A 26155-nucleotide genomic window follows, 5' to 3' on the forward strand; every position below is an offset into this window, starting at 1 on the left:
ACCAGGCGATCCCCTCCTTGGAAGATCATTCGCCGGGGAGCGCGCGCACGTGAGCGCCGTGGCATTGGACGGCCAGGATCAGGCAGGAGCGGATCTCGTCGCCGTCGAGCAGTACCGTGCAGGCGCCGCAGGTTCCGTCCGGGCAGGCCGGACCGCCGCGTACCAGGTCGGCGAGGGTGAGTCGCGGATCGATGTCGAACTCCCGGCGGTCCGCGTCGATGGTCACCGTCACGAGCACCCGGTCACATCCCCTCGCGGGCCTGGCTGAGTGCCCGGCGGGTCTGCACCCGGATCGCGCGCCGGTCCGCGGCGGCCGGTGTGCCGAGGCTGGCGTCGACGTCCGCGGCCGCTTCCGCCGCCGCGATGATCGCCGAGTCCGAGAACGGCCCGCCGAGCAGCGTGTTCTCGGCGGCTCGGGCCCGTACCGGGCAGGGGCCGGCGTTGACCAGGCCGATCGCTGCCGCACTGATCAGGCCGTCGGTCACCGTGATCGCCGCCATTGCGGCTGCCTGCGGATAGATGGTGGTGCGGCGGTCCTCGGCATATCCCGTACCCGTGCTGTCGGGAAGAAGCGGCAGGCGCGCCTCGGTGAGCAGTTCGTCGATCCGGAGGATCGTGCTGTACGGCCCGGTGAAGAACTCCTGAGCCGGCACCGTCCGGATTCCGTGCGGCCCGGTCAGGATCAGCTGCGCGCCGAGGGTGACCGCCATGACCGGCCATTCCGCGGCCGGGTGCGCGTAGGCGAGGCTGCCGAGCATCGTTCCCCGTGCCCGGATGGGTGGGTGTCCGATGTGGCGCACGATGACGCGCAGCATGCTGCCGAGCGCGCCGCCGACCGCCTCGGACTCGAACGTCCGATGCCGGACGAGCGGCCCCACGCGCAGGTACCCGTCCTTCTCGATCAGGGTGTCGAGCCCGGCGACGCGGTTGATGTCGACGACACGGCCCGGGCAGGCGTCCTTGTTCTTCAGGTCGAGAATCAGGCTCTGCCCGCCGGCGAGGACCGAGGCGTCCCCACGTGCCAGGGCTTCCAGCACCTCGTCGACGTCCCGCGCGGCAAGGTATTCGAAGGCCGCATGCTGCATCGATTCTCCCCCAGGTCTGCGGTCGATGCGCACGTCTACCCCTGGCGGGGAGGTTTCAACACGGATCCACCCGATCGTGTCGTGCTGGGGTTTCCGGGCCGCCGGAGGCCGGCTCCTGGCAGGCTTGGCATCGATTCCCTGGGAGTTCCCTTCGAGTTCCCTACGAGCGAGGAGACGGGCTGTGGCCGACATCGACATGAAGCCCCGGAGCCGGGACGTCACCGATGGGCTGGAGGCGACCGCGGCCCGGGGGATGCTGCGCGCGGTGGGCATGCGCGACGAGGACTTCGCCAAGTCCCAGATCGGGATCGCCTCGTCCTGGAACGAGATCACGCCCTGCAACCTGTCGCTCGACCGGCTCGCGAAGGCGGCCAAGGACGGCGTCCGGAGCGCCGGCGGGTTCCCGATGCAGTTCGGCACGATCTCCGTCTCCGACGGCATCTCGATGGGCCATGAGGGAATGCATTTCTCGCTCGTCTCGCGGGAAGTGATCGCCGATTCGGTGGAGACGGTGTTCGGCGCCGAGCGGCTCGACGGTTCGGTCCTGCTCGCCGGCTGCGACAAGTCGTTGCCGGGCATGCTGATGGCCGCCGCCCGGCTGGATCTGGCGTCGGTGTTCCTGTACGCCGGTTCCACCCTGCCGGGACGTGCCCGGATGTCCGACGGCTCGGATCGCGAGGTCACCCTGATCGATGCCTTCGAGGCGGTCGGCGCCTGCGCCCGCGGTCTGCTGTCACGCGAGGACGTGGACGCCATCGAACGCGCGGTCTGCCCCGGCGAGGGCGCCTGCGGCGGCATGTACACCGCGAACACGATGGCCAGTGCGGCCGAGGCCCTCGGCATGTCACTGCCCGGCTCGGCCGCCCCGCCGGCGGTGGACGCACGCCGTGACGGGTACGCCCGCGCCTCCGGCGAAGCGGTCGTCAACCTGCTGCGGCAGGGCATCACCGCCCGCGACATCCTCACCAAGCCGGCGTTCGAGAACGCCATCGCCGTCGTGATGGCGCTGGGCGGGTCGACGAACGCGGTGCTGCATCTGCTCGCCATCGCCCACGAGGCCGATGTCGGCCTCAGCCTCGACGACTTCGCCCGGGTCGGCGCGCGGGTGCCGCATCTGGGTGACCTCAAGCCGTTCGGCCGGCATGTGATGACCGATGTCGACCGCATCGGCGGTATCCCGGTCGTCCTGCAGGCGCTGCTGGACGCCGGGCTGCTGCACGGCGACGCACTGACCGTGACCGGCCGCACGATGGCGCAGAACCTCGCCGAACTCAAAGCGCCGCCGGCTGACGGCAGCGTCATCCGTAAACTCACCGAACCGCTGCATCCCACCGGGGGCATCACCATCCTGCACGGCTCGCTGGCCCCACGCGGCGCCGTCGTGAAGTCGGCCGGGTTCGACGCCGCGGTCTTCGAGGGCACCGCACGCGTCTTCGACCGCGAACGGCCCGCCATGGACGCCCTCGAGGACGGCACGATCAAGGCCGGTGACGTCGTGGTGATCCGTTACGAGGGCCCCAAGGGCGGGCCGGGCATGCGCGAGATGCTCGCCATCACCGCCGCCATCAAGGGCGCCGGGCTGGGCAAGGACGTTCTGCTGATCACGGACGGCAGGTTCTCCGGCGGCACCACCGGCCTCTGCATCGGGCACATCGCTCCTGAGGCGGCCGACGGTGGCCCGATCGCCCTGGTCCGCGACGGCGACGTGGTGCGAGCCGACATTGCCGGCGGCACCCTCGACGTCCTGGTCGACGAGGCCGAACTGACCGCGCGCCGGGCCGGCTGGCACGCGCCGGAACCGGTATACACCCGCGGCGTGCTGGCCAAATACGCCAAACTGGTCCAGCCCGCCGACCAGGGTGCCGTCTGCCGATGACCCGGTGAGCTCTCGCGCTGCCAACGGACTTCCGGCTCGGTCGGCGGTTCGAGAGATGGTGGTTTGCCGCCGCGGATGAGGGGCACAGAGACGCCAAGATAGACATCATCGCGGCGGGACCCCCGCAGCCGGTGATGGGCCGTCCAGACTTCGCGGCCTCGCTCGTCAGCTCGACCACGTCTCCGCCGCCGGTTCCGGCCGGGCAGCGGACCGCGTCGGCCACCGTTCGAGGAGGCACGCCATGAACGCAGCACCTGACCCGAGCGCCGGCCGTACCGTGGCGGCGCCTGTCGCCGGGGCTGCCGGCTGGACCGACGTCGATGTTCGCGCTGTCGACACCGCCCGGTTGCTCGCCGCCGACGCGGTGCAGAAGGTCGGCAACGGCCATCCCGGCACCGCGATGAGTTTGGCGCCGCTGGCGTATCTGCTGTTCCAGAATGTGATGCGGCACGATCCGGCCGACGACCAGTGGCTCGGCCGGGACCGGTTCGTGCTGTCCTGCGGGCACTCCAGCCTGACCCTCTACGTTCAGCTCTACCTCAGCGGTTACGGCTTGGAACTCAGCGACCTGCAGGCGCTGCGCACCTGGGGATCGGCGACGCCCGGTCATCCCGAGTACCGGCACACCCGTGGTGTGGAGATCACCACCGGACCGCTCGGCCAGGGCCTCGCCAGCGCCGTCGGCATGGCGCTCGCGGCACGCCGCGAGCGCGGCCTGCTCGACCCGGACGCCGCTGCCGGCCAGAGCCCGTTCGACCATCATGTTTACGTGGTCGCGTCCGACGGCGATCTGATGGAAGGCGTCACGGCGGAGGCCAGCTCGCTCGCCGGTCACCAGCAGCTGGGCAACCTGGTGCTGTTCTACGACTCCAACCACATCTCGATCGAGGACGACACCGGCATCTCGTTCAGCGAGGACGTCGCCGCACGCTACGCCGCTTACGGGTGGCACGTGCAGACCGTCGACTGGACCAGCACCGGAGCCTACGTCGAGGACATCGACGCGCTGCTCGCCGCGACCGAGGCCGCCAAGGCGGAGACCGGGCGCCCGTCGCTGATCCTGCTGCGGACGATCATCGGCTGGCCGGCGCCGGCCAAGCAGAACACCGGCAAGGCGCACGGGTCCGCGCTCGGGGCCGACGAGATCGCCGCCACCAAACAGCTGCTCGGCTTCGACCCGGCGGCCGGCTTCGCCGTGCCGGAGGAGGTGCTCGCACACACCCGGGAGGTGGGCGCGCGTGCTTCGGGCGTACACAAGCAGTGGGATCTGGAATTTGGGGCCTGGCGCACCGCGAACCCGGACCGGGCCGCCCTGCTGGACCGGCTTCTGACGCGGGCTCTGCCCGCGGGGTGGGAGAAAGCGCTGCCCAGCTTCGAGCCGGACCCGAAGGGAATGGCGACGCGAGCTGCGTCCGGAAAGATCCTCAGCAAGCTCGCGGCGGTCCTGCCGGAGCTGTGGGGTGGCTCAGCGGATCTTGCGGAGAGCAACAACACGACAATGGCGGGGGAGCCGTCGTTCATTCCCGCCGACCGGCAGACAAAGGACTGGGCCGGCGGGCCCTATGGGCGGACCCTGCATTTCGGGATTCGCGAGCACGCGATGGGTGCGATCCTCAACGGGATCGCCCTGCAGAGCCTGACCCGGCCCTATGGCGGCACGTTCCTGGTGTTCAGCGACTACATGCGACCGGCCGTGCGGCTGGCGGCGCTGATGCAGCTGCCGGCGACCTACGTCTGGACGCACGACTCGATCGGTCTTGGTGAGGACGGACCCACCCATCAGCCTGTCGAACACCTGGCCGCGTTGCGTGCCGTTCCGGGTCTGGACGTGGTCCGCCCGGGAGACGCCAACGAGACAGCGGTCTGCTGGCGCACCATCCTGGAGCATCACGACCGGCCTGCCGGCCTCGTTCTGACCAGGCAAAATCTTCCAGTGCTCGATCGAGGCCAGGATGGGTACGCCTCAGCGGAAGGCGTGTCCCGTGGTGGATACGTGCTGGCCGGTGGCGCGATCACGCCTGACGTCATCCTGATCGCCACCGGTTCCGAGGTGCAGATCGCCCTGGACGCCAGGACCCTGCTCGTCGCCGAGGGCATGTCGGTTCGGGTGGTGTCGCTGCCCTGTCTGGAGTGGTTCGCCGGTCAGCCGCTGGAGTACCGCGACGAGGTGCTGCCGCCGGCCGTGCGTGCCCGGGTCAGTGTCGAGGCCGGGATCGGCCAGGGCTGGCGGGAGATCGTCGGCGACGCCGGCCGGATCGTCAGCCTCGAACATTTCGGTGCGTCCGCCGATTATCGGCGGCTCTATCGGGAGTTCGGCATCACCGCCGAGGCCGTGGCCGCGGCCGCCCGGGCCAGCATCGCGGACAGTGCCGGGACGGCGCGTCCCGGTGGTCATCAGCAGGCCGTCGCTCCCACGACGGGTGGAACGGGTGACCGGCCCGCCTGAGTTCCTAAATGGGCGACAAGACGCCCCTGCGGGAATGGCTACCTTTATGATGGGAGCGCGGTGGCGTGTCACCGTGCTGCCCCAGACCCCTGGTAGCGCCTTCAAGTTCGCGCCGGGTGTGTGATGTCGTGGGGGATCAGTGGTGGCTTTACTTCCGCGGGTTGTCGCGCCGTGTGCGGCCGTCCAGTTCCGCTTTCGCGGCTGGACGGGTGACGCCCTGGAAAGGCACTGTCATGTCAGCACATCTTTCGGGTACGACTCTGCCGCGCGATGACGCCGCCAGTTTGCCGCTGTTGCTGGCGGCGCGGCGTGCCGCCAGCGTCCTTCGCCCGCCTGTCCGGCTGGTCCTGTGCCAGCCTGCCGGGACGGTTCTGCGGACCCGGTTGCAGCGCATCGGTGCGGGCCGGCTGCCGTTGTACGCCACGATGGACGAGGCCCGTGCGGCGGTGGATCCGACCGTTGGTTGAAGGTGCGGAACCGCCGAGATCCTCGCCGGCATGATGCGTTTCGACCGTCAGCAGGGCTCATGACCAGCCGGGCGCCACGGGAGCAGCTGGTGGCCGAAGCCTTCGTCTTCCTGGCCGACACCCTCGTGGAGGACTTCGGCCTGCCGGACTTCCTGCACGAGCTCACCAGTTACTGCATCAATCTGCTCGGAGTGGACGGCGCCGGGGTGATGCTGGCCGACGAGGACGGCCGGATGCGGCTGCTCGCGTCCTCCGACGAGACGGCCCGGCTGCTGGAGCTCTTCGAGATCGACGGTGACCAAGGGCCGTGTCTCACGGCCTACCGCACCGGCGAGGCTGTCGAGCACTGCCACCTCGCCACCCACGACCCTCGGTGGAGTTTGTTCGCCGCCCGTGCCCACCGCGACGGGTACCGGTCCGCGCACGCCACCCCGATGCGGTTACGCGGACAGGTCATCGGCGTCATCAACCTGTTCAGTCGCAGTCCCGATCCGCTCAGTACGGCCCACCGGAAACTCGCCCGGGCTCTCGCTGACGTGGCCGCCATCGCGTTGCTGCAACACCGGGCCGTCAACATCCACCGCACGCTTGCCGAGCAGTTGCAGACGGCGTTCACCACCCGGCTCAACATCGAACAGGCGAAGGGTCTGCTCGCCGAACGTCATGGGATCGATCCGGACGAGGCTTTCCAGCGGATGCGCAGTCACGCCCGCAACACCAACCGCAAGCTCTCCGAGCTCGCTGCCGACATGATTTCCGGTGCGGCCTCGCTGCCGGATCCGCAGTCGCCGACCCTCACCTCGAAAAGATAGAACGATCGGTCTTGACGTGGCGCGGTTGGGTCGTCATCGTGGAGAGCGACAGAACGATCGTTCTACCATGAGGGAATCGCCATGACTACCGTTGCCGCCTCCGGTATCTCGACGACGGCGGGCGCTCTGCGGAGGCTGTACTTCGCGCGGGCCGCCTTCGCCTTCGTCTGGGCCGGCGTGACGTTCGCCGTCGCCGGCGAACTCAACGCGCTCACCACCACGCTGTTCGTGATCTACCCGCTGGTCGACGTGGCCGCCGCCGTCATCGACGCCCGGGCTTCCCGGGCCTCCGGGTCACCGGTGCTGCTGTACGTGAACATAGCGGTCAGCTCGCTCGCCGCCGCCGGTCTCGCGGTGGCCGGCTCCTCCGGCGTGCCGGCGATGCTGCGGGTGTGGGGCGTCTGGGCGATCGTGGCCGGTCTGGTCCAGCTCGTTGTCGGCGTGACCCGTCGCACGATGGGCGGCCACTGGCCAATGATCTTCAGCGGTGGTCTCTCCGTGCTCGCCGGTTCGTCGTTCTACGCGGCTGCCTCAGCGACCGATCCGGTGCTGACCAATGCGGTGGGTTACGCCATCCCGGGCGCCGTCTTCTTCCTCATCGCCGCCATCCGGCTCGGTCGTGCCGCACCGGGAAACTGACATGCGGAACACGTCCACGCGGCCACGATCGCCATCGTCGGCGAGGTCCCGATCGACCGGCTCTGGCGCGCCGTGCCCGCTTTCCCGACGGTCAGCGAGGTGTGGCTGCGGCTGCTGGAGACTGCGGCCGCTGACCGGACGCGCGCCGGAGCTTCAGCCGGCGTCAATCGGCGTCAACCGGCTCGCGCCGGCTGTGGATCCGGACCAGGCCCTCGACGCCGCGCAGGAAGGTCTCGACCACCAGCGTGGGGTCGAACAGGCAGCCGGCCGCCATGGCCCCGTCGCGCAGCATGACGAAGTGACGTGCGGCGGCGTCGGACGAACCGTCGGCGAGCTGCGCCATCAACGTCGTCAGCGTGTCCAGGAACCACTGCCGGTGCGCGATGACCTGCTCGTGCACGGGGTGGCCGGCGCCGGGGAACTCCGCGGCGGCATTAAGGAAAGCGCATCCACGGAACCCCGGCGACTGGATGTTCGCGGCGATGGCCTCCGCGATCGCGGTGAGCGCGCCGGCCGGCGTCGCGTTGCCGGCGATGGCCGCGGTGAGGGCGGCGCGATCCATCTGGTGCACCCCCAGCAGGTAGGCGACCACGAGGTCGTCCTTGCTGGGGAAGTGCCGGTAGAAGGTCGCCCGGGTCACCGTGGCCTCGGCGATGATCCGATCGACGCCGACGGAGTGGATGCCGTCGGCGTAGAAGATCCGGGTAGCCGTGCCGAGAAGCCTGTCCCGGGCTTCGGACGGCCGGGTGTCGGTTGCGCCGCGCGTCATGCGGCCATCTTAGCGGGTAGAACGTTCCGTCTACAGATCGCGGCGATCCGCCGGCGAGGACGTGCGGCATCGACCACGACGCCGCGACCGCGGTGATCGCGAGGAACAGGGCTCCGGGCAGGACGAGAAGGCCGGCCTCGCCGACGATGCCGACGCCAGTTCTTACCGCTTGCTTACGGCATGGCCTCTGAGGCTGCCGTGACGGTGATCCATGTGTGGAATCGAACCATGGCATTCATTCGCAGCTTTGTCCGCCGGCGCAAGCAGCCGGCGGCTGTGATCGTCACCGTCGTCGCGCTGGGATCCGTACTGGCCGGGGGTGCGCCGGCGGCTGCCGCGCAGACCCGGCCGCACGCGCCCGTCGAGCCCTTCCTGACCTCGGACGCGGTGACCGCGCCGCAGTTCTGCAGTGCCGGCAAGCCGGTGTCCCGGACGCTGACCCCCATCCTCGGGGTGAGCAGCGGCGCGCCGGCCTGGAACACCGGCCGTCCCGATCTGCAGGCGGCGTACGAGGTGGCCCCGGCCGGGCAGCCGGTGATCGCCCGGGCCACGGTGCGGTTCGACAGCTCGCCGGCCGCCAGGTACCAGGTGCCGGCCGGCACACTCACCGACGGCGAATACCGGTTCCGGGTGCGGGCCGTGGACGGCGGCAAGGCCTCCGGCTGGCTGCCGTGGTGTTCGTTCACTGTGGAGACCGGCACCGTCGCCGCCCCGGCGACACCGACGGACCTGCGGGTGTCGGCCGACTCCTACAGCGGCTTCCAGTCCTGCGACTCGGGTGTCGTCCCGGTCGTCGTCGCCACGATCGCGCCCACTTTCGCGGCGACCATCGGCTGGGAATCACCGGCCCCCAACGTGGTGGCCCGGTTCGAGATCGCTCGCCCGGGGCTGGCGACGCTGGTGGCGGTCGGCAATCCGTACGGGGTGAGCGTCCCCGCCGGATCGTTCAGCGCCGGCGGCTCCTACCAGTTCCGGGTACGCGCCGAGGATGGACCGGCGGTGTCCGGATGGTCGCCGTGGTGCACGTTCACCGCGCGGTAGCGGCGGCTCCTCAGGTGCTCACGGGGCCGCGCCATCGGCGGGTATCTGGTTAACCTGCCTTCGTGAACCACCGGGTGCTCGTCGTCGATGACGACCCGACCGTCAGCGACGTCGTACGCCGTTACCTGGAGCAGGACGGCTGCCGGGTACGGCTGGCCGCCGACGGTCCGTCCGCGCTGGCCGCGGTCGATGCCGAGCGGCCCGACCTGGTGGTACTCGACCTGATGCTCGGTGGGCTCGGCGGGCTTGAGGTGTGCCGGCGTCTGCGGCGCACCCAGCCCGGCCTCCCGGTCGTCATGCTGACCGCGCTGGGGGAGGAGAGCGATCGGGTACTGGGGCTGGAGGTGGGTGCTGACGACTACGTCACCAAACCCTTCAGCCCTCGTGAACTCGTCCTGCGCGTGCGTTCGGTGCTGCGCCGCGCCACCCAGGCAGCGCCGCCTGCTCCCCAGGTGCTGATCGACGGGGACCTCGTCGCCGACACCGGCCGGCGGACCGCTGAGCTCGCCGGCCGTCCGCTGCCGCTGACAGTCCGCGAGTTCGACCTGTTGGAGTTCCTCATGCGTCACCCGGTGCGGGTCTTCTCCCGCACCGAACTGCTCGACCGGGTGTGGGGCTGGCAGTTCGGCGATCAGTCGACAGTGACAGTGCATGTGCGGCGGCTGCGGGAGAAGATCGAGCGCGACCCCTCCGTACCCATGAGGCTCGTGACGGTCTGGGGTGTTGGCTACCGATACGAGCCGGTTGCCCATGCGTGACATCGTGTTGATCGCCGGTTATGCCCTGGCCGCGGGCGCGGTGGTCGGGCTGCTCGGCGCCGGTGTGATGCGGCTGGTGCGTGGAAGATCGATCACCGTGCACGTGTGCGTCCTGCTGGCCGTCACGGTCGCCGCCGTCGTCGCCGGGGTGGTCGCGGTGGCCCAGGCGATGTTTCTGTCCGGCCATGACCTGCAGGTGGTACTGGTCACCGTGGTGGCGTCGACGGTGGTGAGCCTGACGCTCGGTTTCGTCTTCGGCCGCAGGCTGGCCGCCGCGGCGGTGTGGGCCGTGCAGGCGCGCGAGCAGGAACGACGGATGGAGGCCGGCCGCCGGGACCTGGTCGCCTGGGTGTCGCACGATCTGCGTACGCCGCTGGCCGGCCTGCGCGCGATGACCGAGGCGTTGCAGGACGGTGTGGTCGCCGGCCCGGAGATGGTGGCCGAGTACCACCACCGGATCGAGGCCGAGACCGATCGGATGAGCGCCCTGGTCGACGATCTGTTCGAGCTGTCGCGGATTCATGCCGGGGCCTTACGGCTGAGCCTGGCGCCGCTGTCACTGGGTGACCTGGTCTCGGACGCCGTCGCTGCCGTGACCCCGCTGGCTGACGGCCGGCGAGTCGCGGTGACCGCCGGGGACGGCGGGTGGCCGGTGGTCACCGCTGACGCGGCGCAACTCAACCGGATCGTCGGCAACCTGCTGGTCAACGCGGTGCGTCATACCCCACAGGACGGTGTGGTCAGGATCGACGCCGGCCACGACGGCCGGCAGGTCTGGTTCGCGGTACGCGACGCCTGCGGCGGCATCCCGGACGAGGATCTGCCGCGAGTCTTCGACGTGGCGTTCCGGGGCAGCCGGGCCCGAACCCCGCAGAGCAGCGGCGGCGGCGGCGGGCTGGGCCTGGCCATCGTGCACGGCCTGGTGCAGGCACACGGCGGGCAGGTGCTGGTCCGCAATGTCGCCGGAGGCTGCCGCTTCGAGGTTCGCCTGCGTGGGGATGCGAACTTCGATGGTCCACGGCAGACTCCCGGTGGTGAATGGTGACTGGAGGTCCAGCGGCGAGAGCGGCGGCACCGGCGCCGGCCGGGTGCTCGGCGGGCGCTATCGGCTGATCTCCCAGGTCGGCGCCGGGGGGATGGCCGTGGTGTGGCGGGCGTTCGACAGCGTGCTGGCCCGCCCGGTCGCGGTGAAGGTCCTGGCCGCCCATTACGCCGACGACCCGCAGTCGCGGATGCGGGTCCTCCACGAGGCGCGGGCCGCTGCCGCTCTCTCCCACCCGAACATCGCCCAGGTCTACGACTACGGTGAAGCCGACGTCGACGGTGCCGTGATCGCGTACGTCGTGATGGAGTTGATCCGTGGCGGATCGCTTCATCAGAGGCTGAGGGGCGGCCCGGTGCTGCCCCGGTACGCGATGCGGGTGTGCGCGGAGATTGCCGCGGCCCTGGCTGCCGCACACGCCGAAGGCCTGGCACATCGCGATATCAAACCGGGCAACGTGATGCTGGCGCCGACCGGCGCCAAGGTGGTCGACTTCGGCATCGCCGCCGCGATCCGGCCGCCGAAGCTGAGCATGGGCGAGTTCGAGGTGTTCGGCACGCCGGCGTACCTGGCGCCCGAGCGGCTCCTGCACGATGCGGTGGAGCCGGCGTCGGACGTGTACGCCCTCGGCGTGGTGCTCTACCGGCTGCTCGCCGGTCACTCGCCGTGGACCGGTGAGACGAGCACGCAGATGCTGACGGCGCACGTCTATCTGGAGCCGGCACCGCTGCTGCCGATGTTCCAGGTGCCCGATGACGTGACAGACCTGTGCAACCGCTGCCTGAACAAGGATCCGGCACAGCGCCCGAGCGCCCGCGAGGTGGCATCGCTGCTCGCTCGCGGCGCCGGGATGCATATCATCACTGACGAGCCTGCCACCGTCGCGGCGCCGGGGTCGATCGCTCCGGAGCCGTCCGTCCTGATCCGGCCGCAGGGCTCGGACGATGACACCCTCCCCAGCTTTGAGGCGCGGTCGGGCGCGAGGAAGATTCCCGCGGTCTACGCGCTGGCCGCCGCGGTGGTGCTCGTGGCCGCCGGTGCGGCGTCGTGGCTGATGCGTCCTTCGGATCAACAGGCAGCCGCATCAGCGCCGCCAACGAGTCCAGGATCCGCGTCGCCGGGTAGGGCTGCCGACGTACCGAGGGCGCCGAACAGCGCCAAGCCGGTCGTCGCCGACCCCGCCCGGACCGCCCGGACCAGTAAGGCGAACCCGCCCACCACGAGAACCCGCAGCCCCGAGCCGGTGGTCACCACGACGGCGGCGGCAGTGCAGCCGGTGGAACGCACCCTGTCGTCCGCCGCCGGCTCCGTCCGGGCCGTCTGCCCGGAGGCCGGCACCGCGCAGATCCTGTCGTGGACGGCCATCAAGCCGTACAAGATCAGCGAGGGTGACAGGGAAGCGGGGCCCGCACCGGCGGTGTTGTTCCAGCACGGCAGGACCCAGGTCACGATGACGGTGACCTGCGACGACTGGGTCCCGTCCTCGATCAACACCTGACTTGGGTACGCGTGAAGCGGCCGCCAGCGCGGGGTGCACTGGTGGCCGCCGGGTTCACGCAGGTTCGCGGTGATGCGTGTGGATCAGGGGTACGCCACCACGTTGCGCGGCGTGGTGTTGCCGGCCGGGTTGGGGACGGCGCCGCCGGTGTCGTTGACGACGTTGGCGATGGTGCCGACGTCACCGAGGGAGACGGTCAGGACGCTGCGGAGCCGGACCCCGGCCCGGTTCGGGACCTCGAAGGCCCGGTCCACCCGGACGCTGGGGTTGACGTTGAAGTAGGCGTACGAGCCGCCGCCCCACAGCTCGTGGTCGGTGACGTTGTCGGCGACCTTGTAGGCGGCGTACCCGTTTCCGCGAGGACCGATCCAGGCCGCCTGGTTGGGTACGTCGTACGGCTTCTCGTTCTGGAAGAAGATCGTCTTCCCGCGGTTGCCGTTCCAGATCACCTCGTACTTCTGGTAGTGCTCGACGAACAGGCCGGTGGCCAGGACGTCGTCACCGTTCACGATGACGCCGGTGTCGCCGGTGTTGACCGTCCAGCCGGTCGGTGCGCCGCCGTGGTCGGCACGCCAGGCCCAGATGTGGTCGATCAGCGTGTCGTCGCTGTGCACCGCGAGGGTGGTGGTGGCCTTGCCCTGGACGCTGCTGCCGATCCGGAAGAAGACGTCCTGCAGGCTGATCGGGTTCGCGGCGTGGTCGGTGTGCACGCCGGGCTGTCCGATGCTCATCAGCGTCGGGCTGTTCGTGGTACCGGCGTCGAAGGTCAGGCCGCTGACCTTGACCCCGTCGACGTCGGCGACGTTCAGGGCCTCGACCCCGTTGTTCGGGATCAGGGTCGGGAAGCCGATGCCGGTCACCACGGTGTTGGGCCGGGTGACCCGGAGGGTCTCGTTGAGCGAGTACGTGCCCGGGGTGAAGAACAGGTTCAGGCCCTGGGCCAGCGCGGAGTTGATCCGGGCGGCGCTGTCACCGGGCTTGGCGACGTAGAACTCCCGCATCGGGATCGAGGTGCCGGCGGTGTTCGGCCAGTTGGCGCCCGCCGAGTTGCGCCGCAGAGCGGGCACGAAGACGCGGTACAGGCCGGCGCTGTCGACGTACAGGAAGGGCTTTTCCCTGGTGACGGGCGTGGTGGCCAGCGTGGTGTGCGGCGGGTTCGGGAATGCGTTGGCCGGGGCGCCCTGGACGCCGGAGTAGACCATGTTCCAGACGCCGCCGTCCCAGCGCGCGATCCGGCTGTCCCGGGTGTACCACTGCTGCTGGGAACCGGAGGAGACGACGCCGTCGACCACCGAGTCGGCCAGGTATCCGCCGCTGGAGTAGCCCTGCCCGTTGTCCTGGTTCGACGGTGCCAGGGTCAGGTTGCCCTTGATGTGCACCCGGCGCATCGGGGCCGCCTGCGAGACGGCCCACCGGTTGGTGCCGCCCTCGGGGACGATCGACAGGTTCTCCATGCTGCGCCAGAAGTTCTGCGTCGCGTTGGACTCGTCGCCGTAGTTCCAGCCGGAGTCGACGTTGACCGCACCGTTGATCGTCACGTCGTCGGGGTTGAGACCGAGACCGGCGATCGTCGTGTAGAACCCGACGTTGGCCCAGACCCGCCCATATGTGCCGGGCTTGAAGAGGAACACGTGGCGCTGGGTTCCGAACTGCGCGGTCGGGCTGCGCAGCTGCGCGTTGAACGCCTGATCCACTGCCGTCTGGATGGTCGCCGCCGACGTGGACGGATCGAAGATCCGCACGTTCGGGCCCAGATCCGGGGTGTCCGAGGTCGGAAGTGACGGCGTGCTGGGCGACGGCGACGGGTTCACGCCGTTCGCGAAGACCTGGAACTCCCAGAGCGAGTAACCGTACGGAGTGGCCCGGGTGGTGCCGTTCATCCGCACGTACCGGCCGCTGCCGGAGACATTCAGCGTCTGTACGCCGGACTGGCCCGCGGTGACCGGGCTGATGTTCGTCCAGCTGGTGCCGTTCGCCGAGGTCTGGATGGTGAAGGCCGAGGCGAACGCGGCCTCCCAGTTCAGCACGACCTGGTTGATGGTCTGCGTGCTGCCCAGGTCGACCTGCAGCCACTGCGGGTCGGCGAACGTGCTGGACCAGCGTGTGCCGGCGTTGCCGTCGACCGCGGCGGACGCGGGGAAGGCAGCGCTCTCGACGGATGAGGCGGTGGCCGTCTTGCCCTGCGACACCGGGATGTCCGCGGCGCTGGCGGTGGTGGCGACCGAGGCGACGGTGATGCCGAGGGCTGCGGCGAGGACGGCGCTGAGCACGACCTTCCCGCGGCGTCGGTGTTGGTGCGGCGGCGGAGAAGTCACTGTCGGGGGTGTCATGTTCCTGCCTGTCGGACGGGGTGCCGAGCGTCCATTGGGGACAGACGCGTGGCGGGGCGGGAGTAATCGGGTAACAGACCAGAGAGCGCTCTCCGTCGAATTGTTACCGCCATGTTGCCGCGCGTCAATATCTCGACAACAAAGCACGGTTCCGGAACTGAATCGGCCCGCCCGGCCTGGCTCCGAGTCTTCAATATCGAGAGATTTGAATGGAAAATGAGAAAGAATGCCCTCGAAAAATTGTTATCGGTGCCCGGGGAGACGATCAGATGATCATTGACGGTGCTGACCTCGCCGCGCGGTTCGCCCGGCTTGCCGATGAGTACGACTCCTGGAAGCAGGCGGCGACCGCGTGCGTCGAGCGCTGGGACTGGTACTCCTGGCCAGGTCTCGATCTTCGCCCGCTGCATTTCGAGCGGGATCTGCTCAAACCGGGTCGTCGTCTGGACGCCCGGCCGCCGGTGGGGCGGGACGTGCTGCGTATCGGGTTCGACGCCGGCGGCCGCACGGTGGTGATCGAGGAGTACAGCGGTTTCCTGCGCAGCCGCTTGCACGCCGAGACGTTCGTCCGCCACGGCGACGGGCTCGTCGAGGCGGCGCAGTTCGATGCGGACGGCCCGATCTACCTTCACGCGTACGAAAGTGAAGGTGGGTTGATGCGCTTGGCCGAGATGGTCGCGCGCGGTGGCTCAGGGCGGGAACGGTACGAGTACACCGGCGGGCGGATCAGCCGTGTCGAGATCGAGCACGGCGGCCGCCCGCGTTCCGTGCTGACGGCCGAGCATGATCACCGTGGCCTGCTGCGCCTGGTCGAGGTGATCGGCCGGCGCTCGGCGGTGCGCTACGAACGGCCGCCGGCCGGTTTCGATCTCGATGTTGCGTGCCGCGATCTCGAGGACTCCTTCGTCACGCGGGTTCTGGGCGCTGCGGAACGGCTCGATGTCGACGGCCCGGTCGCCTGCCTGGCGCTGAGCTACTACCGGCAGCGCCCGCTCTCCTTCGAGATCCACGCGGCAACCGCCGACGAGCGTGCCGAACTCAGATCGGCCGACGCGCACGCGGCCTGGTCGCCGGCGGATTTCGAGGCCAGCACCGACGCCGGCCTCGACGACATCGCGGCGTTGCGGCTCGTGGCGCAGGAACTCACTCTGCTCGACGCTGACGACGTCGATGCCGCCGCCGGGTCCGAGATCGGCCGCCGGCTGATGTGCGCGGTTGCGGCTCGGCTCAATCGTCGCGACTGGTCCGGCACGCTGCCGGTCACCGACGACTTCCTGGTGTACGCGGTCGACCTGGAGCTGGTCGACCTGGAACGCAACCTGACCGTGTGCCTGCCACCGGAGCGGCTCGCCGAGGTACGCGAGCGCGGGCTGCTGTGACAGCACGTTTCCCCGGGCGTCGCCCGGGGGCATTGAGGGCGAACCGGCGGAGGTGCTCGATCCACACGTGGGGGCGGAACCAGAGTGAGTTATGACGAGGTCATGGAATGGGTGGTCACCGGATTCGAGATCACCGGCGCGACCATCCTGGCGGCCGGCTCGCTGCTGGCGCTGGTGTCGGCCGCGGTGTCGCTGCGCAAGGGAAATCCGCGGGCCGCGTACAAGCGTGCCCGGCAGGACGTCGGCCGGGTCATCCTGCTGGGCCTCGAAATCTTGATCATCGCGGACATCGTGCTGACCATCACGGTCGAGCGGACTCTGCAGAGCACGCTGACCCTCGGCGTCCTCGTGCTGGTGCGAACGTTCCTGAGTTTTTCGCTGGAGATCGAGCTGGAGGGCTCCTTGCCGTGGCGCCGCAGCGCGGCGAGCCGGGAGCCGTCCGACGAGGACGCACCGGCGGCGCCAGGTGAGCAGGGCGGGGCGGCGGGCCGCGCGAATCCCTGATTCACGTGATTCGGGCGGTCGCGCCGGCGAATACCGTCATCGACTCAAGTCGATCACGGGGGTGTCTCATGACTGCTGTGCCACGACGCCGGCTGCTCGTCGGCGCGACCACCACGGCCGCCGTCGTCGCTCTGCCGGGAACCGCCCTGGCCGGTGGGGCGGCGAACGCGGCGCCACCCGGCCCGGCGGTGACGGTGCTGCCCGGCGATCCGCGCTATCCGGAGCTGACCACCGGTAACAACCAGCGGTGGACGGCCCGGCCGGACCGGATCGTGCTGGGGTCCTCCACCGCGCAGGTGGTCCGTGCCGTGCAGGACGCCGTCGACGAGAGGCGCCGGCTCACCGTGCGCAGCGGCGGGCACTGTTACGAGAACTTCGTCAGCAATCCGGAGACCCGGGTCATCCTCGACCTCTCGCTGCTGTCGCAGGTCAGCTTCGACGGCACGGCGTACTCCATCGGGCCGGGCATCACGTTGCTGGAGGCGTACCGCACCCTCTATCGCCGGTGGGGTGTGACCATCCCGGGCGGCAGCTGTTACTCGGTCGGCGCGGGCGGGCACATCGCCGGTGGCGGCTACGGCTTTCTCTCCCGGCGGCACGGCCTGGCCGTGGACCACCTGTACGGCGTGGAGGTCGTCACCGTCGACGCCGCCGGCCGTGCCCGCGCCGTGGTGGCGACCCGTGACGACAGCGGCGCCCTCGGCGACCTGTGGTGGGCGCACACCGGCGGCGGCGGCGGTAACTTCGGGGTGGTCACCCGGTACCTGATGGGCCCGGATCTGCCGAAGCCGCCGCAGACGGTGCTGCTGCACGGCGCCGGCCTGGACTGGGCCGCTCTCGACGAGCAGCGCTTCGTGCGGCTGGTCACCAACTTCGGGCGCTGGCACGAGCTACACAGTGCCCCGGGCTCACCGGCCGAGGCACTCTCCGCGGTGCTCGCGCTCAACCACCGCAGTGCCGGTGGGTCCGGCATGCTGGTCCAGGTCGACGGCACCGCGCCGGGCGCCGCCGCGCTGCTCGACGGGTTCCTGACCGCGGTGCTCGACGGCGTGGCCGACGACCCGGCCGGTTACCGGCAGCCGATGACCGCGCCGCTGGGCGACCTGGGGCCGATGACGGCGGCCGCCGAGCCGGCACGGTGGCCGTGGCTGCGCGCGACCGCGTACGTCGCCACCAACACCCCGGCACTCACCGACCCGACCCAGCGGGCCGACCACAAGTCGGCCTTTCTGCGGCGCTCGCTCTCGCCGGCGCAGGCCCGCACGCTGTACCGGCAGCTCACCGGTGGGACCTTCGCCAACCCGAGGGCCGGGGTGGTGCTGTTCTCCTACGGCGGCCGGGTCAACGCGGTCGCACCGGACGCCACCGCTGTCGCGCAGCGCGACTCGGTGCTCAAGCTGCTGGTGCAGTCGTTCTGGGCCGGCGCCGCCGACGACGAGGCCAATGTGGACTGGGTGCGCCGGACGTACCGGGAATTGTTCGCCGGCACCGGTGGTGTACCGGTGCCGGGCGAGACCGCCGACGGCTGTTACGTCAACTACCCCGACACCGATCTGGGCGACCCCGCGTGGAACACCTCCGGCGTCGGCTGGCCCACGCTCTACTACAAGGGCAACTATCCGAGACTGCAACGTGCCAAGGCCCGGTGGGACCCGCGCGACGTCTTCCGGCACCACCAGTCGGTACGCCTTCCCTAGCGCGCCATCCGCAGCAGGAGCAGCCCGAGGGCCGGCCCGTCGGGACCGAGCGAACGGTACCGGCGGACCACCGCGAGTTCGTGTTCGTGCACGTACCGGGTGCCGCCCTCGGCGACGCGCCGCTCGGCCAGGCGGCGGGCCAGTTCGGTACGCCGCTGCACCAGCTGCAACAGCTCGTGGTCGAGCCGGCGCATCTGCTCGTCGAGGGCGGCCGCGTCCGGCGCGGGCGTGGCCTCGGGCTCAGGCTCGGGCTGATAAGGGTTGAGCAGCGGGACGTCGACGACCTCGACGGCGCGGGCGTTCATCGCGCCAGCCCCGGTGCGGCCAGCCCCGGTGCGGCCAGCAGCGGCCGCAGCTGCGCGGCGAGGATCGCGACACCGTGCTGGGTGAGGATCGACTCCGGGTGGAACTGCACGGAACGGAAGTGCTCGCCGCCGAGGGCGTGCACCTCACCGCCGGCTGGATCGCGGCTGATCCGTACCGTGCCGATCGGCGCCGGCAACTCCAGCTCGTCGCCGGTGCTGCGGGCCGCGTACGTGTTGTAGAAGCCGGCCCGGACCCGCTCGCCGAACAGGTCGATCTCCTGCTGGACACCCTGGTTCGGGTGTGACCGGCGCACGATGGTCAGGCCCAGATGCCGGCAGAGCACCTGGTGGCTCAGGCAGACGGCGAGCAGTGGGGCGCGCCGGTTCAGGCGCGCCTCGATGATGTCGAGCAGTGTCCGGATCTTCGGGTCGTCGCCGCGCGGGTCGCCCGGCCCGGGACCGGCCACCAGCAGGTCGTACTCGCTGGAGGCGGCCTCCTCGGCGCTGACCTGCCGGTGGCCGCGCAGCTCGACAACCAGTCCGAGGGCGCGCAGTTGCTGGGTGAGCATCGCGGTGAAGGTGTCCTCGGCGTCGACGAGCAGTACCCGCCGGCCGAGCAGGGCGGGATCGCCGGCCGGGGTGTCGCGGTCGAACCAGAACCGGGCCAGCCGGTCGTTGCGGCGGGCCAGGGCGGCACGGATCCCCGGGTCGCTGGCCAGCGAGGCGGGCGGGGTCGCCGGGGCCGCGGTGTGCCCGGCCGCCCGGTCGAAGACGCTGAGCACACCGACCGCCTTGCCGTGGGTCTCGGCGACCTCACCGGCCGGATCGGAGTGCCGGACCAGGGTGGATCCGACGGCGAGGTCGAGCCGGCCGTAACGGTCGATGTCGGCGGTGCGGATCACGATGGACGAGTCGAGCCGGCGCAGGCCGGCGCTGTCGCGGGAGAAATGAGCCAGCACGCCGCTGTAGTAGCCGCGGCTGCGCCGCTCGTGGCGGTGGATGACGCGGTAGGCGTTCTCCACCGGGCTGCCGGTCACGGTCGGCGCGAACAGCGACTCGCGCAGGATGTCGCGCAGGTCCCGGTCGCTGTCACCCTCGATGTAGTAGGCGGTGTGCGCGAGCCGGGCCATCGGCGTCAGGTGCGGGCCGCGGACCAGGCCGCCATCGGGGCAGATCCGCGCCATCATCTTGAGTTCCTCGTCGAGGACCATGTACAGCTCGTCGATCTCTTTGGGGTCGTCCAGGAACCGCAACGCGCCGGGTACGGACGGGCCGTCCGCCGGATATCGATAGGTACCGCTGATCGGGTTCATCCGGACCCGCCGGTCGTCCACGCCGACGTGCAGCTCGGGGGAGGCGCCGATCAGCGTACGGTCGCCGGTGTGCACGGCGAAGGTCCAGTACGCGCCGGTCTCGCGGGAGAGCAGCCGGCGGAACATCGCCAGTGCCGTACGCACCGAGAAGTCCGGCACGGTGGCGAGGAAGGACCGCTTGAGGACGAAGTTGGCGCCCTCGCCGCGGCCGATCTCCTCGGTCAGCACCCGGCGTACCGCCGCCGCGTACTCCTGGTCGTCGAGGTCGAAGGCGCCGCCGTCGAGGCGTACCTCCTCGTCGGGCAGCAGCTCGCACAGCCGCGCGCGGGAGACGGTGGCCCGGGCGGACGGCCGGATCGCGACCAGCGGCGCCCGGTCGTCGTAGCCGGTGAAACCGCGTTCGACGATCTGCCGATAGGGCACGAGCACGACCAGTTCGTCGAGATCGCTGCCCGGATCGCCGGGCAGCGGCAGGTCGGCCAGCCGGTCCACCACGAACGCCGTGCCGATGATGACGTCGACCGCGTCCGGGCCGGCGTGCGGGCGGTGCAGCAGGGCGAAAGCGGGCGGGTGCGGCGCCAGCAGCTGGTCGAGCAGGGCCGCCGTGGTGTGCCGGCCGTTCGCGCTTACCGTTTCTCCCGCTGTTGGCGGCATTTCCGGTGAGAATGTGTCGGGTGTCACTTCAATGTCCCTCCGGCGCGCGTAAATGCGACGTCCACTCGACACTTGTTCAGCAATTCCGCAGAGACAACTACCTATTCGCGTAAGCGCGTATCCCCAGCTTCCGCCACTTGAACGGGTAGTAACGCGTACCCGAGACCGCTGCTAGCGTCGCCATTGCCGGACGGTGAATGCGCTTCGGTAATCTGCTCATCGAGCGACAGGTGAACGCGCTATGAAATATTCCGATCCGATTGTCGTGCAGAAGTACGGCGGGTCGTCACTGGCGACCGTGGAGAAGATCGCGCACGTGGCCGGTGTCGTCGCCCGTACCGCCGGTCAGGGCCGGCCGGTCGTGGTCGTGGTCTCCGCCCGCGGTGACACCACCGACGAACTGCTGCACCTGACCGAACAGATAACGCCGGCGCCGCCCGCCCGCGAACTCGACCAGCTGCTCGCCACCGGCGAGACCGTCTCGGCGGCGCTGCTCGCGATGGCGCTGACCGCCCAGGGCGTCCCGGCCGCGTCACTGACCGCGGCCCAGGCCGGGATCCGGGCCGCCGGGCGGCACGGAACCGGCACGATCGCCGGGATCGACACCGGCCGCGTGCGCAGCCTGCTCGCCGACGGCCTGGTCGTGGTCATCACCGGATTTCAGGCGGTCGACGAGCACGGCGACGTACTCACCCTGGGCCGTGGCGGCTCGGACACGACCGCGGTCGCCGTGGCGGCCGAACTCGGCGCCGACCGGTGCGAGATCTACACCGACGTCGACGGCATCTACACCGCCGATCCGCGGCTTGTTCCGCACAGCCGCCGGCTGCCGTCGGTGCCGTCCGCCGTGATGACCGAGATGGCCTTCGGCGGCGCCGGCGTCATGCACTCCCGGGCCGTCGAGCTGGCCGCACTCAGCGGAGTCGACATCGAGGTCCGCAGCTCGCAGACCGCAGAGCCGGGCACCACCGTGCTCAGCGTGCGTACCGAATCGCTGGAGGACCGCGGCGCGGTCCTGGCGATCACCCACGACCGGGCCGTGGCCCGCGTCCTGGTGCAGGCGCGTACCGACGTAGCCGCGCAGGTGTTCGGCACGCTCGGCCGCTGCGGGGTCGCTGTCGACCTGGTGGCCCGTTCCGGAAGCGGCGAACCCGAGTTCCGGATGGGTTTCACCGTGCGCCGTGACCACCTGGACCGGCTGCTCGGCCCGCTGCGAGCGGCGGTGGCGCCGGCCGGCGGCCGGGTGGACGTGGACGCCGGGGTCGGCAAGGTCTCGCTGATCGGCACCGGCCTGCTCAACCGTCCGGAGATCGTTGCCCGGATGCTCACCACGCTCAACCAGGCCGGCATCGCCACCAGCTGGGTGTCGGCCACCCAGCTGCGCACCTCGGTGACCGTGCCGCTGCCGTCGGTGGGCGACGCGGTGGCCGTGCTCCACGAGCAGTTCGGCCTCGCCCACGACGACTACGACCTGGCGACCCCAGTCCCGTCCTGACCGCTTCGCACGAGGAGGCTCCCGTTGTCCGCGAACCTGCCTTTCGGCCGCAGCATGCGCCTGCGCCGCCTGTACCGGCACGGCGGTGACCGCCTGCTGGTGGTGCCGATGGACCATTCCGTATCCGACGGCCCGCTCGGCACGGCCGGCGGCGCCGGCGCGCTGCTGGCCCAGCTCGCCGGCAGCGGCATCGACGCGGTCGTGCTGCACAAGGGCGCCCTGCGCTCGGCCGACCCGGACCACCTGCACGGCATCGCCCTGATCGTGCACCTGAGCGCCAGCACCCGGCATGCTCCGGACCCGGACGCCAAATATCTGGTGGCCAGCGTCGAAGAGGCGGTACGGCTCGGCGCCGACGCGGTCAGCGTGCACGTCAACATCGGTTCACACGACGAGGCCCGGCAGGTCGCCGACATGGCCCGGGTCGCCGAGTCCTGCGACCGCTGGAACATGCCGCTGCTGGCGATGATGTACCCGCGCGGCCCGCGCATCGAGAACCCCCGCCACCCCGAACTGGTGGCACACGCCGGCGTGCTCGCCGCCGACCTCGGTGCGGACGTGGTGAAACTGCCGTACACCGGCGCCGCCGACACGATGGGCGATGTGGTGCGCAGCTGCCCGATCCCGGTGATCGTCGCCGGTGGGCCACGGCTGGCCGACACCACAGTGCTGCTGTCGCACGTCGACGAGGTGCTCGGCACGCCGGTCGCGGGCCTCGCGATGGGCCGCAACATCTTTGAGTCCCCCGATGCCGGCCTGCTCGCCAGGGCGGTCGCGGATCGAGTACACGCTCAGCCCGTCGCGGCGTCGCCGCGCGAGCTCCAGACGGCCGCCCGCTGACGGCGTCCCCGGTATTGAGGAGAGTTCCGTGAAGTTGTCCTGGCTGGACATCCGCGACACCACCGCCGCCAAGGCCGCGATCATCGAGGAGGCGATTCACCAGCGCGTCGACGGCATCGTCGCCGCCGACCCGGCGGACCTGCAGAGCCTGCCGCCGACGGTCAGACGAGTGCTGCTGCCGCACGGCAACGCCGTCCCCGAGTCGCTGGAGAACGTCGACCTGCTGCTCCTGGACGTGACCAAAGGTGTCCCGGACGAGTACGGCAGCCGCACCGACGTGCAATACGGGCACTTCGTCGAGGTGATCGACGCGGAGACCCTGGACAAGGCGTGTGTCGCGGCGCGTACGCAGCCGTGGAGCGTGATCCTGTTCCGCGACCCCACCAAGATCCCGCTGGAGATCGTCCTGGCCGCCGCGCACCAGGCCACCGACAACGTGATCATCACAGCGGTCGCCGACGTCGAGGAGGCCGAGATCGTCTTCGGTGTCCTGGAGCGCGGCTCCGACGGTGTGCTGCTGCCGGCCCGCTCGGTCGGCGACGCCACCGCGCTGCGCACCGCGGCCACCGCCGAGCCCGGCAGCCTGGAGCTGGTCGAGCTCGAGGTCACCGGCATCTCCCACGTCGGCATGGGTGAGCGGGCCTGCGTGGACACCTGCTCGCACTTCCGGCCGGACGAGGGCATCCTGGTCGGCTCGCACTCCAAGGGCATGATCCTGTCCTGCTCGGAGACGCACCCGCTGCCGTACATGCCGACCCGCCCGTTCCGGGTCAACGCCGGGGCGATCCACTCGTACACACTGTCCGGTGAGGGACGTACCAACTATCTCAGCGAACTCACCGCGGGCAGCAAGGTCACGGCCGTGGACAGCAAGGGCAACACCCGGCTGGTCACCGTCGGCCGGGTGAAGATCGAAACCCGTCCGCTGCTGGCGATCGACGCGGTGGCGCCCAACGGCCAGCAGGTCAACCTGATCGTGCAGGACGACTGGCACGTGCGGGTCCTCGGCCCGGAAGGCGTCGTGCTCAACACCACCGAGCTGCGCCCCGGCGACCGGGTGCTCGGCTACCTGCCCACTGCCGAGCGCCACGTCGGCTACCCGATCGACGAGTTCTGCCTGGAGAAGTGACTGTGACCCAGCGGCTGTTCGACTTCCACGCCCGGCTCGCGCCGGTGGCCGGCGCCGAGGAGAAGCTGCTGGCGACGCTCGGCGCGGCCGGGATCAGCCGGGCGGTGGTCTGCGCGGGCGGGACCATCGACCTGGTCCAGCTCTCCCGGCAACTGGTGCTCGGCGGCCACGTCACCACGGACGCCGGCAACGACGCGGTGCTCGCCGCCGCCCGCCGGTCCGGTGGCCGCTTGGTGCCGTTCTGGTTCGCCAACCCGCACCGCCCGGCAGAGGAGTACGCGAAACGCGCCACCGACTTCCACGGGCTGGAGTTGTCGCCGGCCGTGCACGGTGTTCCGCTCGACGATCCGCGTACCCGGGGGCTCGTGGAAGTCGCAGCCGGGCAGGGCCACCCGGTCTACGTGGTCTGCCTGATCCGCCAGGGCTGCGGGGTACGAGACCTCGCAGCCCTGGCGGGCGACTTCCCGGACACCGCATTCGTGCTCGGGCACAGCGGCACCGGCAACATCGACTTCGACGCCGTCGAGGTCGTCGCACCGCGGCCGAACATCCTGTTCGAGACGTCCGGCGGATATTCCAGCGTGCTCGCCGCCGCCCTGCGCCGGCTGGGATCCGACCGGCTGCTGTTCGGTTCCGAGTACCCCCTGCAGCACCCGGACGTGGAGCTGGCGAAGTTCCGCACGCTCGACCTGCCGCCGGCCGACTGGGCGCGGATCGCCTGGGACAACGCCGCGCGCGTTCTCAACCTGGAGGAGCCTGATGACACAGACAGTGTCTGACCTGCCGGAACTGGGGCAGTGGCGCGGCCACGAGGAGCTGACCCGGTTACAGGACGCGCAGCTGGAGCAGCTGTTCGGCTGGGCCGCCCGGTCACCGTTCTACCAGCGGCGTTTCGGCGGCACGGTGCCGCGTACCCGCGCCGACCTCACGGATCTGCCGCTGACCAGCAAACAGGACCTGCGCGACGGGTACCCGTTCGGCCTGCTGGCGGTGCCCAAGCAGGAACTCGCCACCTACCACGAGTCCAGCGGCACCGCCGGCGCGCCGACCGCCTCGTACTACACCGAACGGGACTGGACCGACCTGGCCGAAAGGTACGCCCGCAAATGGGTCGGCATCCGGGCGGACGACGTGTTCCTGGTCCGCACCCCGTACGCGCTGATGATCACCGGGCATCTGGCGCACCGGGCGGCCCGGCTGCACGGCGCCACGGTGGTGCCCGGCGACAACAGGTCGCTGGCGATGCCGTACTCCCGGGTGGTCCGGGTCCTGCACGACCTGGAGGTGACGCTCACCTGGTCGATGCCGACCGAGACCCTGATCTGGGCGGCGGCGGCCCGGCTCGCCGGTCACCACCCCGGCACCGACTTCCCCGCGCTGCGCGCCCTGTTCGTCGGCGGTGAGCCGCTCACCCCGGCCCGCCGGGCGCGGATCAGCAGGATCTGGGGCGTGCCGGTGGTCGAGGAGTACGGCTCCACCGAGACCGGCAGCCTCGCCGGCGAGTGCCCGCACGGGCGCCTGCACTTCTGGGCCGACCGGGCGATTCCGGAGATCTACCGGCCCGAGGACGGCACGGTCGTCGCCGAGGGCGCCGGACAGCTCGTGGTGACGCCGCTGTACCGGGAAGCCATGCCACTGCTGCGTTACCACCTCGAGGACGCGGTGGAGCTGTCCTACCGCGACTGTGCCTGCGGCTGGAACCTGCCGACCATCCGGGTCCTGGGCCGGTCCGGGTTCGGTTACCCGGTCGGCAACGCCCGGATCAGCCAGCAGGAGCTGGAAACCCTGGTCTTCGAACTGCCCGCCGAGTACGACGTGGTGTTCTGGCGGGCCAAGGCCACCACCGAGACGCTCTTCGTGGAGCTGGAGGTGGCCGCGGAACACAGCGCTCCCGCGACGGCCGCGCTGACCGCAGCGATCCGTTCCCGGCTCGGCGTCGACGCGTACGTGGCCGGCCTGGCCCCGGGCACCCTCGTCCCGCACCACGCGCTGACCGCTACCCAGGACGTGGTCAAGCCGCGCAGCCTGTTCGGCCCGGACGAGGACTGGGACAAGGCCCTTCTCTACTACTGACCC

At 70.5% G+C, this 26155-nt stretch carries 23 protein-coding genes; 17 read left to right on the forward strand and 6 right to left on the reverse strand.

The window, feature by feature from the left end; all coding sequences use genetic code 11:
• Positions 1 to 25 precede the first annotated feature (25 nt).
• Together ACQP2E_RS12640 and ACQP2E_RS12645 are read right to left on the reverse strand one after the other, a co-directional pair.
• Entirely contained in the window at positions 26 to 238 is a 213-nt protein-coding gene (locus ACQP2E_RS12640; RefSeq protein WP_433831110.1) for a hypothetical protein, read from the reverse strand.
• Positions 239 to 242: 4 nt separating this feature from the next.
• A complete protein-coding gene (locus ACQP2E_RS12645; RefSeq protein ID WP_433831112.1) occupies positions 243 to 1085 on the reverse strand; it encodes an FAD binding domain-containing protein in 843 nt (280 codons plus the stop codon).
• Positions 1086 to 1266: 181 nt separating this feature from the next.
• Between ACQP2E_RS12645 and ilvD the strand changes: the two genes are divergently transcribed.
• From ilvD to ACQP2E_RS12670, 5 genes are all read left to right on the forward strand, one after another.
• On the forward strand, positions 1267 to 2961 hold the full coding sequence (gene ilvD, locus ACQP2E_RS12650; protein ID WP_433831114.1) for a dihydroxy-acid dehydratase: 1695 nt from the start codon (positions 1267 to 1269) through the stop codon (positions 2959 to 2961).
• A 241-nt stretch (positions 2962 to 3202) separates the two neighbouring features.
• Positions 3203 to 5407, forward strand: coding sequence for a transketolase (gene tkt / locus ACQP2E_RS12655; protein WP_433831116.1), 2205 nt, complete (start codon positions 3203 to 3205; stop codon positions 5405 to 5407).
• 233 nt (positions 5408 to 5640) lie between these two features.
• Complete coding sequence (locus ACQP2E_RS12660) at positions 5641 to 5874, forward strand: hypothetical protein (protein ID WP_433831118.1); 234 nt, start codon at positions 5641 to 5643, stop codon at positions 5872 to 5874.
• Positions 5875 to 5933: 59 nt separating this feature from the next.
• Entirely contained in the window at positions 5934 to 6686 is a 753-nt protein-coding gene (locus tag ACQP2E_RS12665) for an ANTAR domain-containing protein (RefSeq protein WP_433831120.1), read from the forward strand.
• Positions 6687 to 6767: 81 nt separating this feature from the next.
• Positions 6768 to 7325 carry a hypothetical protein gene (locus tag ACQP2E_RS12670; RefSeq protein WP_433831122.1) on the forward strand — a complete coding sequence of 186 codons (558 nt, stop codon included), beginning with the start codon at positions 6768 to 6770 and terminating at the stop codon, positions 7323 to 7325.
• A 163-nt stretch (positions 7326 to 7488) separates the two neighbouring features.
• On the opposite strand, the gene ACQP2E_RS12675 is transcribed toward ACQP2E_RS12670, so the two are convergent.
• Positions 7489 to 8094 (reverse strand): TetR/AcrR family transcriptional regulator, encoded by a 606-nt coding sequence (locus ACQP2E_RS12675; RefSeq protein WP_433831124.1) that lies wholly within the window; start codon positions 8092 to 8094, stop codon positions 7489 to 7491.
• Between the two features lie 228 nt (positions 8095 to 8322).
• On the opposite strand from ACQP2E_RS12675, the gene ACQP2E_RS12680 reads away from it, so the two are divergent.
• From ACQP2E_RS12680 to ACQP2E_RS12695, 4 genes are all read left to right on the forward strand, one after another.
• Positions 8323 to 9135, forward strand: coding sequence for a hypothetical protein (locus tag ACQP2E_RS12680; RefSeq protein ID WP_433831126.1), 813 nt, complete (start codon positions 8323 to 8325; stop codon positions 9133 to 9135).
• Between the two features lie 62 nt (positions 9136 to 9197).
• Entirely contained in the window at positions 9198 to 9893 is a 696-nt protein-coding gene (locus ACQP2E_RS12685; protein WP_433831128.1) for a response regulator transcription factor, read from the forward strand.
• A complete protein-coding gene (locus ACQP2E_RS12690; RefSeq protein WP_433831130.1) occupies positions 9886 to 10938 on the forward strand; it encodes a sensor histidine kinase in 1053 nt (350 codons plus the stop codon). The genes ACQP2E_RS12685 and ACQP2E_RS12690 overlap by 8 nt, the downstream gene beginning before the upstream one ends.
• Positions 10928 to 12433 (forward strand): protein kinase domain-containing protein, encoded by a 1506-nt coding sequence (locus tag ACQP2E_RS12695; RefSeq protein WP_433831132.1) that lies wholly within the window; start codon positions 10928 to 10930, stop codon positions 12431 to 12433. Before ACQP2E_RS12690 ends, ACQP2E_RS12695 begins: the two co-directional genes overlap by 11 nt.
• Before the next feature lie 83 nt (positions 12434 to 12516).
• On the opposite strand, the gene ACQP2E_RS12700 is transcribed toward ACQP2E_RS12695, so the two are convergent.
• On the reverse strand, positions 12517 to 14703 hold the full coding sequence (locus tag ACQP2E_RS12700; RefSeq protein WP_433831134.1) for a discoidin domain-containing protein: 2187 nt from the start codon (positions 14701 to 14703) through the stop codon (positions 12517 to 12519).
• A gap of 329 nt (positions 14704 to 15032) precedes the next feature.
• On the opposite strand from ACQP2E_RS12700, the gene ACQP2E_RS12705 reads away from it, so the two are divergent.
• The 3 genes from ACQP2E_RS12705 to ACQP2E_RS12715 all read left to right on the forward strand — a co-directional run bounded on the left by ACQP2E_RS12705 (position 15033) and on the right by ACQP2E_RS12715 (position 18343).
• Positions 15033 to 16142 (forward strand): hypothetical protein, encoded by a 1110-nt coding sequence (locus tag ACQP2E_RS12705; protein WP_433831136.1) that lies wholly within the window; start codon positions 15033 to 15035, stop codon positions 16140 to 16142.
• An 84-nt stretch (positions 16143 to 16226) separates the two neighbouring features.
• Positions 16227 to 16646, forward strand: a complete 420-nt coding sequence (locus ACQP2E_RS12710) for a DUF1622 domain-containing protein (protein ID WP_433831138.1) — start codon at positions 16227 to 16229, stop codon at positions 16644 to 16646.
• A 68-nt stretch (positions 16647 to 16714) separates the two neighbouring features.
• Positions 16715 to 18343 (forward strand): BBE domain-containing protein, encoded by a 1629-nt coding sequence (locus ACQP2E_RS12715; RefSeq protein ID WP_433831141.1) that lies wholly within the window; start codon positions 16715 to 16717, stop codon positions 18341 to 18343.
• Here ACQP2E_RS12715 and ACQP2E_RS12720 read toward each other — a convergent pair.
• Positions 18340 to 18648 carry a chorismate mutase gene (locus tag ACQP2E_RS12720; protein WP_433831143.1) on the reverse strand — a complete coding sequence of 103 codons (309 nt, stop codon included), beginning with the start codon at positions 18646 to 18648 and terminating at the stop codon, positions 18340 to 18342. The genes ACQP2E_RS12715 and ACQP2E_RS12720 overlap by 4 nt on opposite strands.
• On the reverse strand, positions 18645 to 20615 hold the full coding sequence (locus ACQP2E_RS12725) for an anthranilate synthase family protein (protein ID WP_433833908.1): 1971 nt from the start codon (positions 20613 to 20615) through the stop codon (positions 18645 to 18647). Before ACQP2E_RS12725 ends, ACQP2E_RS12720 begins: the two co-directional genes overlap by 4 nt.
• A 241-nt stretch (positions 20616 to 20856) precedes the next feature.
• Here ACQP2E_RS12725 and ACQP2E_RS12730 point away from each other — a divergent pair, with 241 nt between their 5' ends.
• Genes ACQP2E_RS12730 through ACQP2E_RS12750 form a run of 5 tightly spaced genes read left to right on the forward strand, consistent with a single transcriptional unit; the run spans position 20857 to position 26152 of the window.
• Positions 20857 to 22110 (forward strand): aspartate kinase, encoded by a 1254-nt coding sequence (locus tag ACQP2E_RS12730; RefSeq protein ID WP_433831145.1) that lies wholly within the window; start codon positions 20857 to 20859, stop codon positions 22108 to 22110.
• A 24-nt stretch (positions 22111 to 22134) separates the two neighbouring features.
• Positions 22135 to 22950, forward strand: a complete 816-nt coding sequence (locus ACQP2E_RS12735) for a 2-amino-3,7-dideoxy-D-threo-hept-6-ulosonate synthase (RefSeq protein WP_433831147.1) — start codon at positions 22135 to 22137, stop codon at positions 22948 to 22950.
• Positions 22951 to 22978: 28 nt separating this feature from the next.
• Positions 22979 to 24079: a 3-dehydroquinate synthase II family protein gene (locus tag ACQP2E_RS12740; protein WP_433831149.1), complete on the forward strand. Its 1101-nt coding sequence runs from the start codon at positions 22979 to 22981 to the stop codon at positions 24077 to 24079.
• 2 nt (positions 24080 to 24081) lie between these two features.
• Positions 24082 to 24858 (forward strand): amidohydrolase family protein, encoded by a 777-nt coding sequence (locus tag ACQP2E_RS12745; RefSeq protein ID WP_433831151.1) that lies wholly within the window; start codon positions 24082 to 24084, stop codon positions 24856 to 24858.
• Positions 24839 to 26152, forward strand: coding sequence for an AMP-binding protein (locus ACQP2E_RS12750; RefSeq protein ID WP_433831153.1), 1314 nt, complete (start codon positions 24839 to 24841; stop codon positions 26150 to 26152). The genes ACQP2E_RS12745 and ACQP2E_RS12750 overlap by 20 nt, the downstream gene beginning before the upstream one ends.
• Positions 26153 to 26155: the final 3 nt, after the last annotated feature.

The sequence above is a fragment of the Actinoplanes sp. CA-015351 genome (assembly GCF_050955685.1).
In the GTDB taxonomy this organism is placed as follows: Bacteria; Actinomycetota; Actinomycetes; order Mycobacteriales; family Micromonosporaceae; genus Actinoplanes.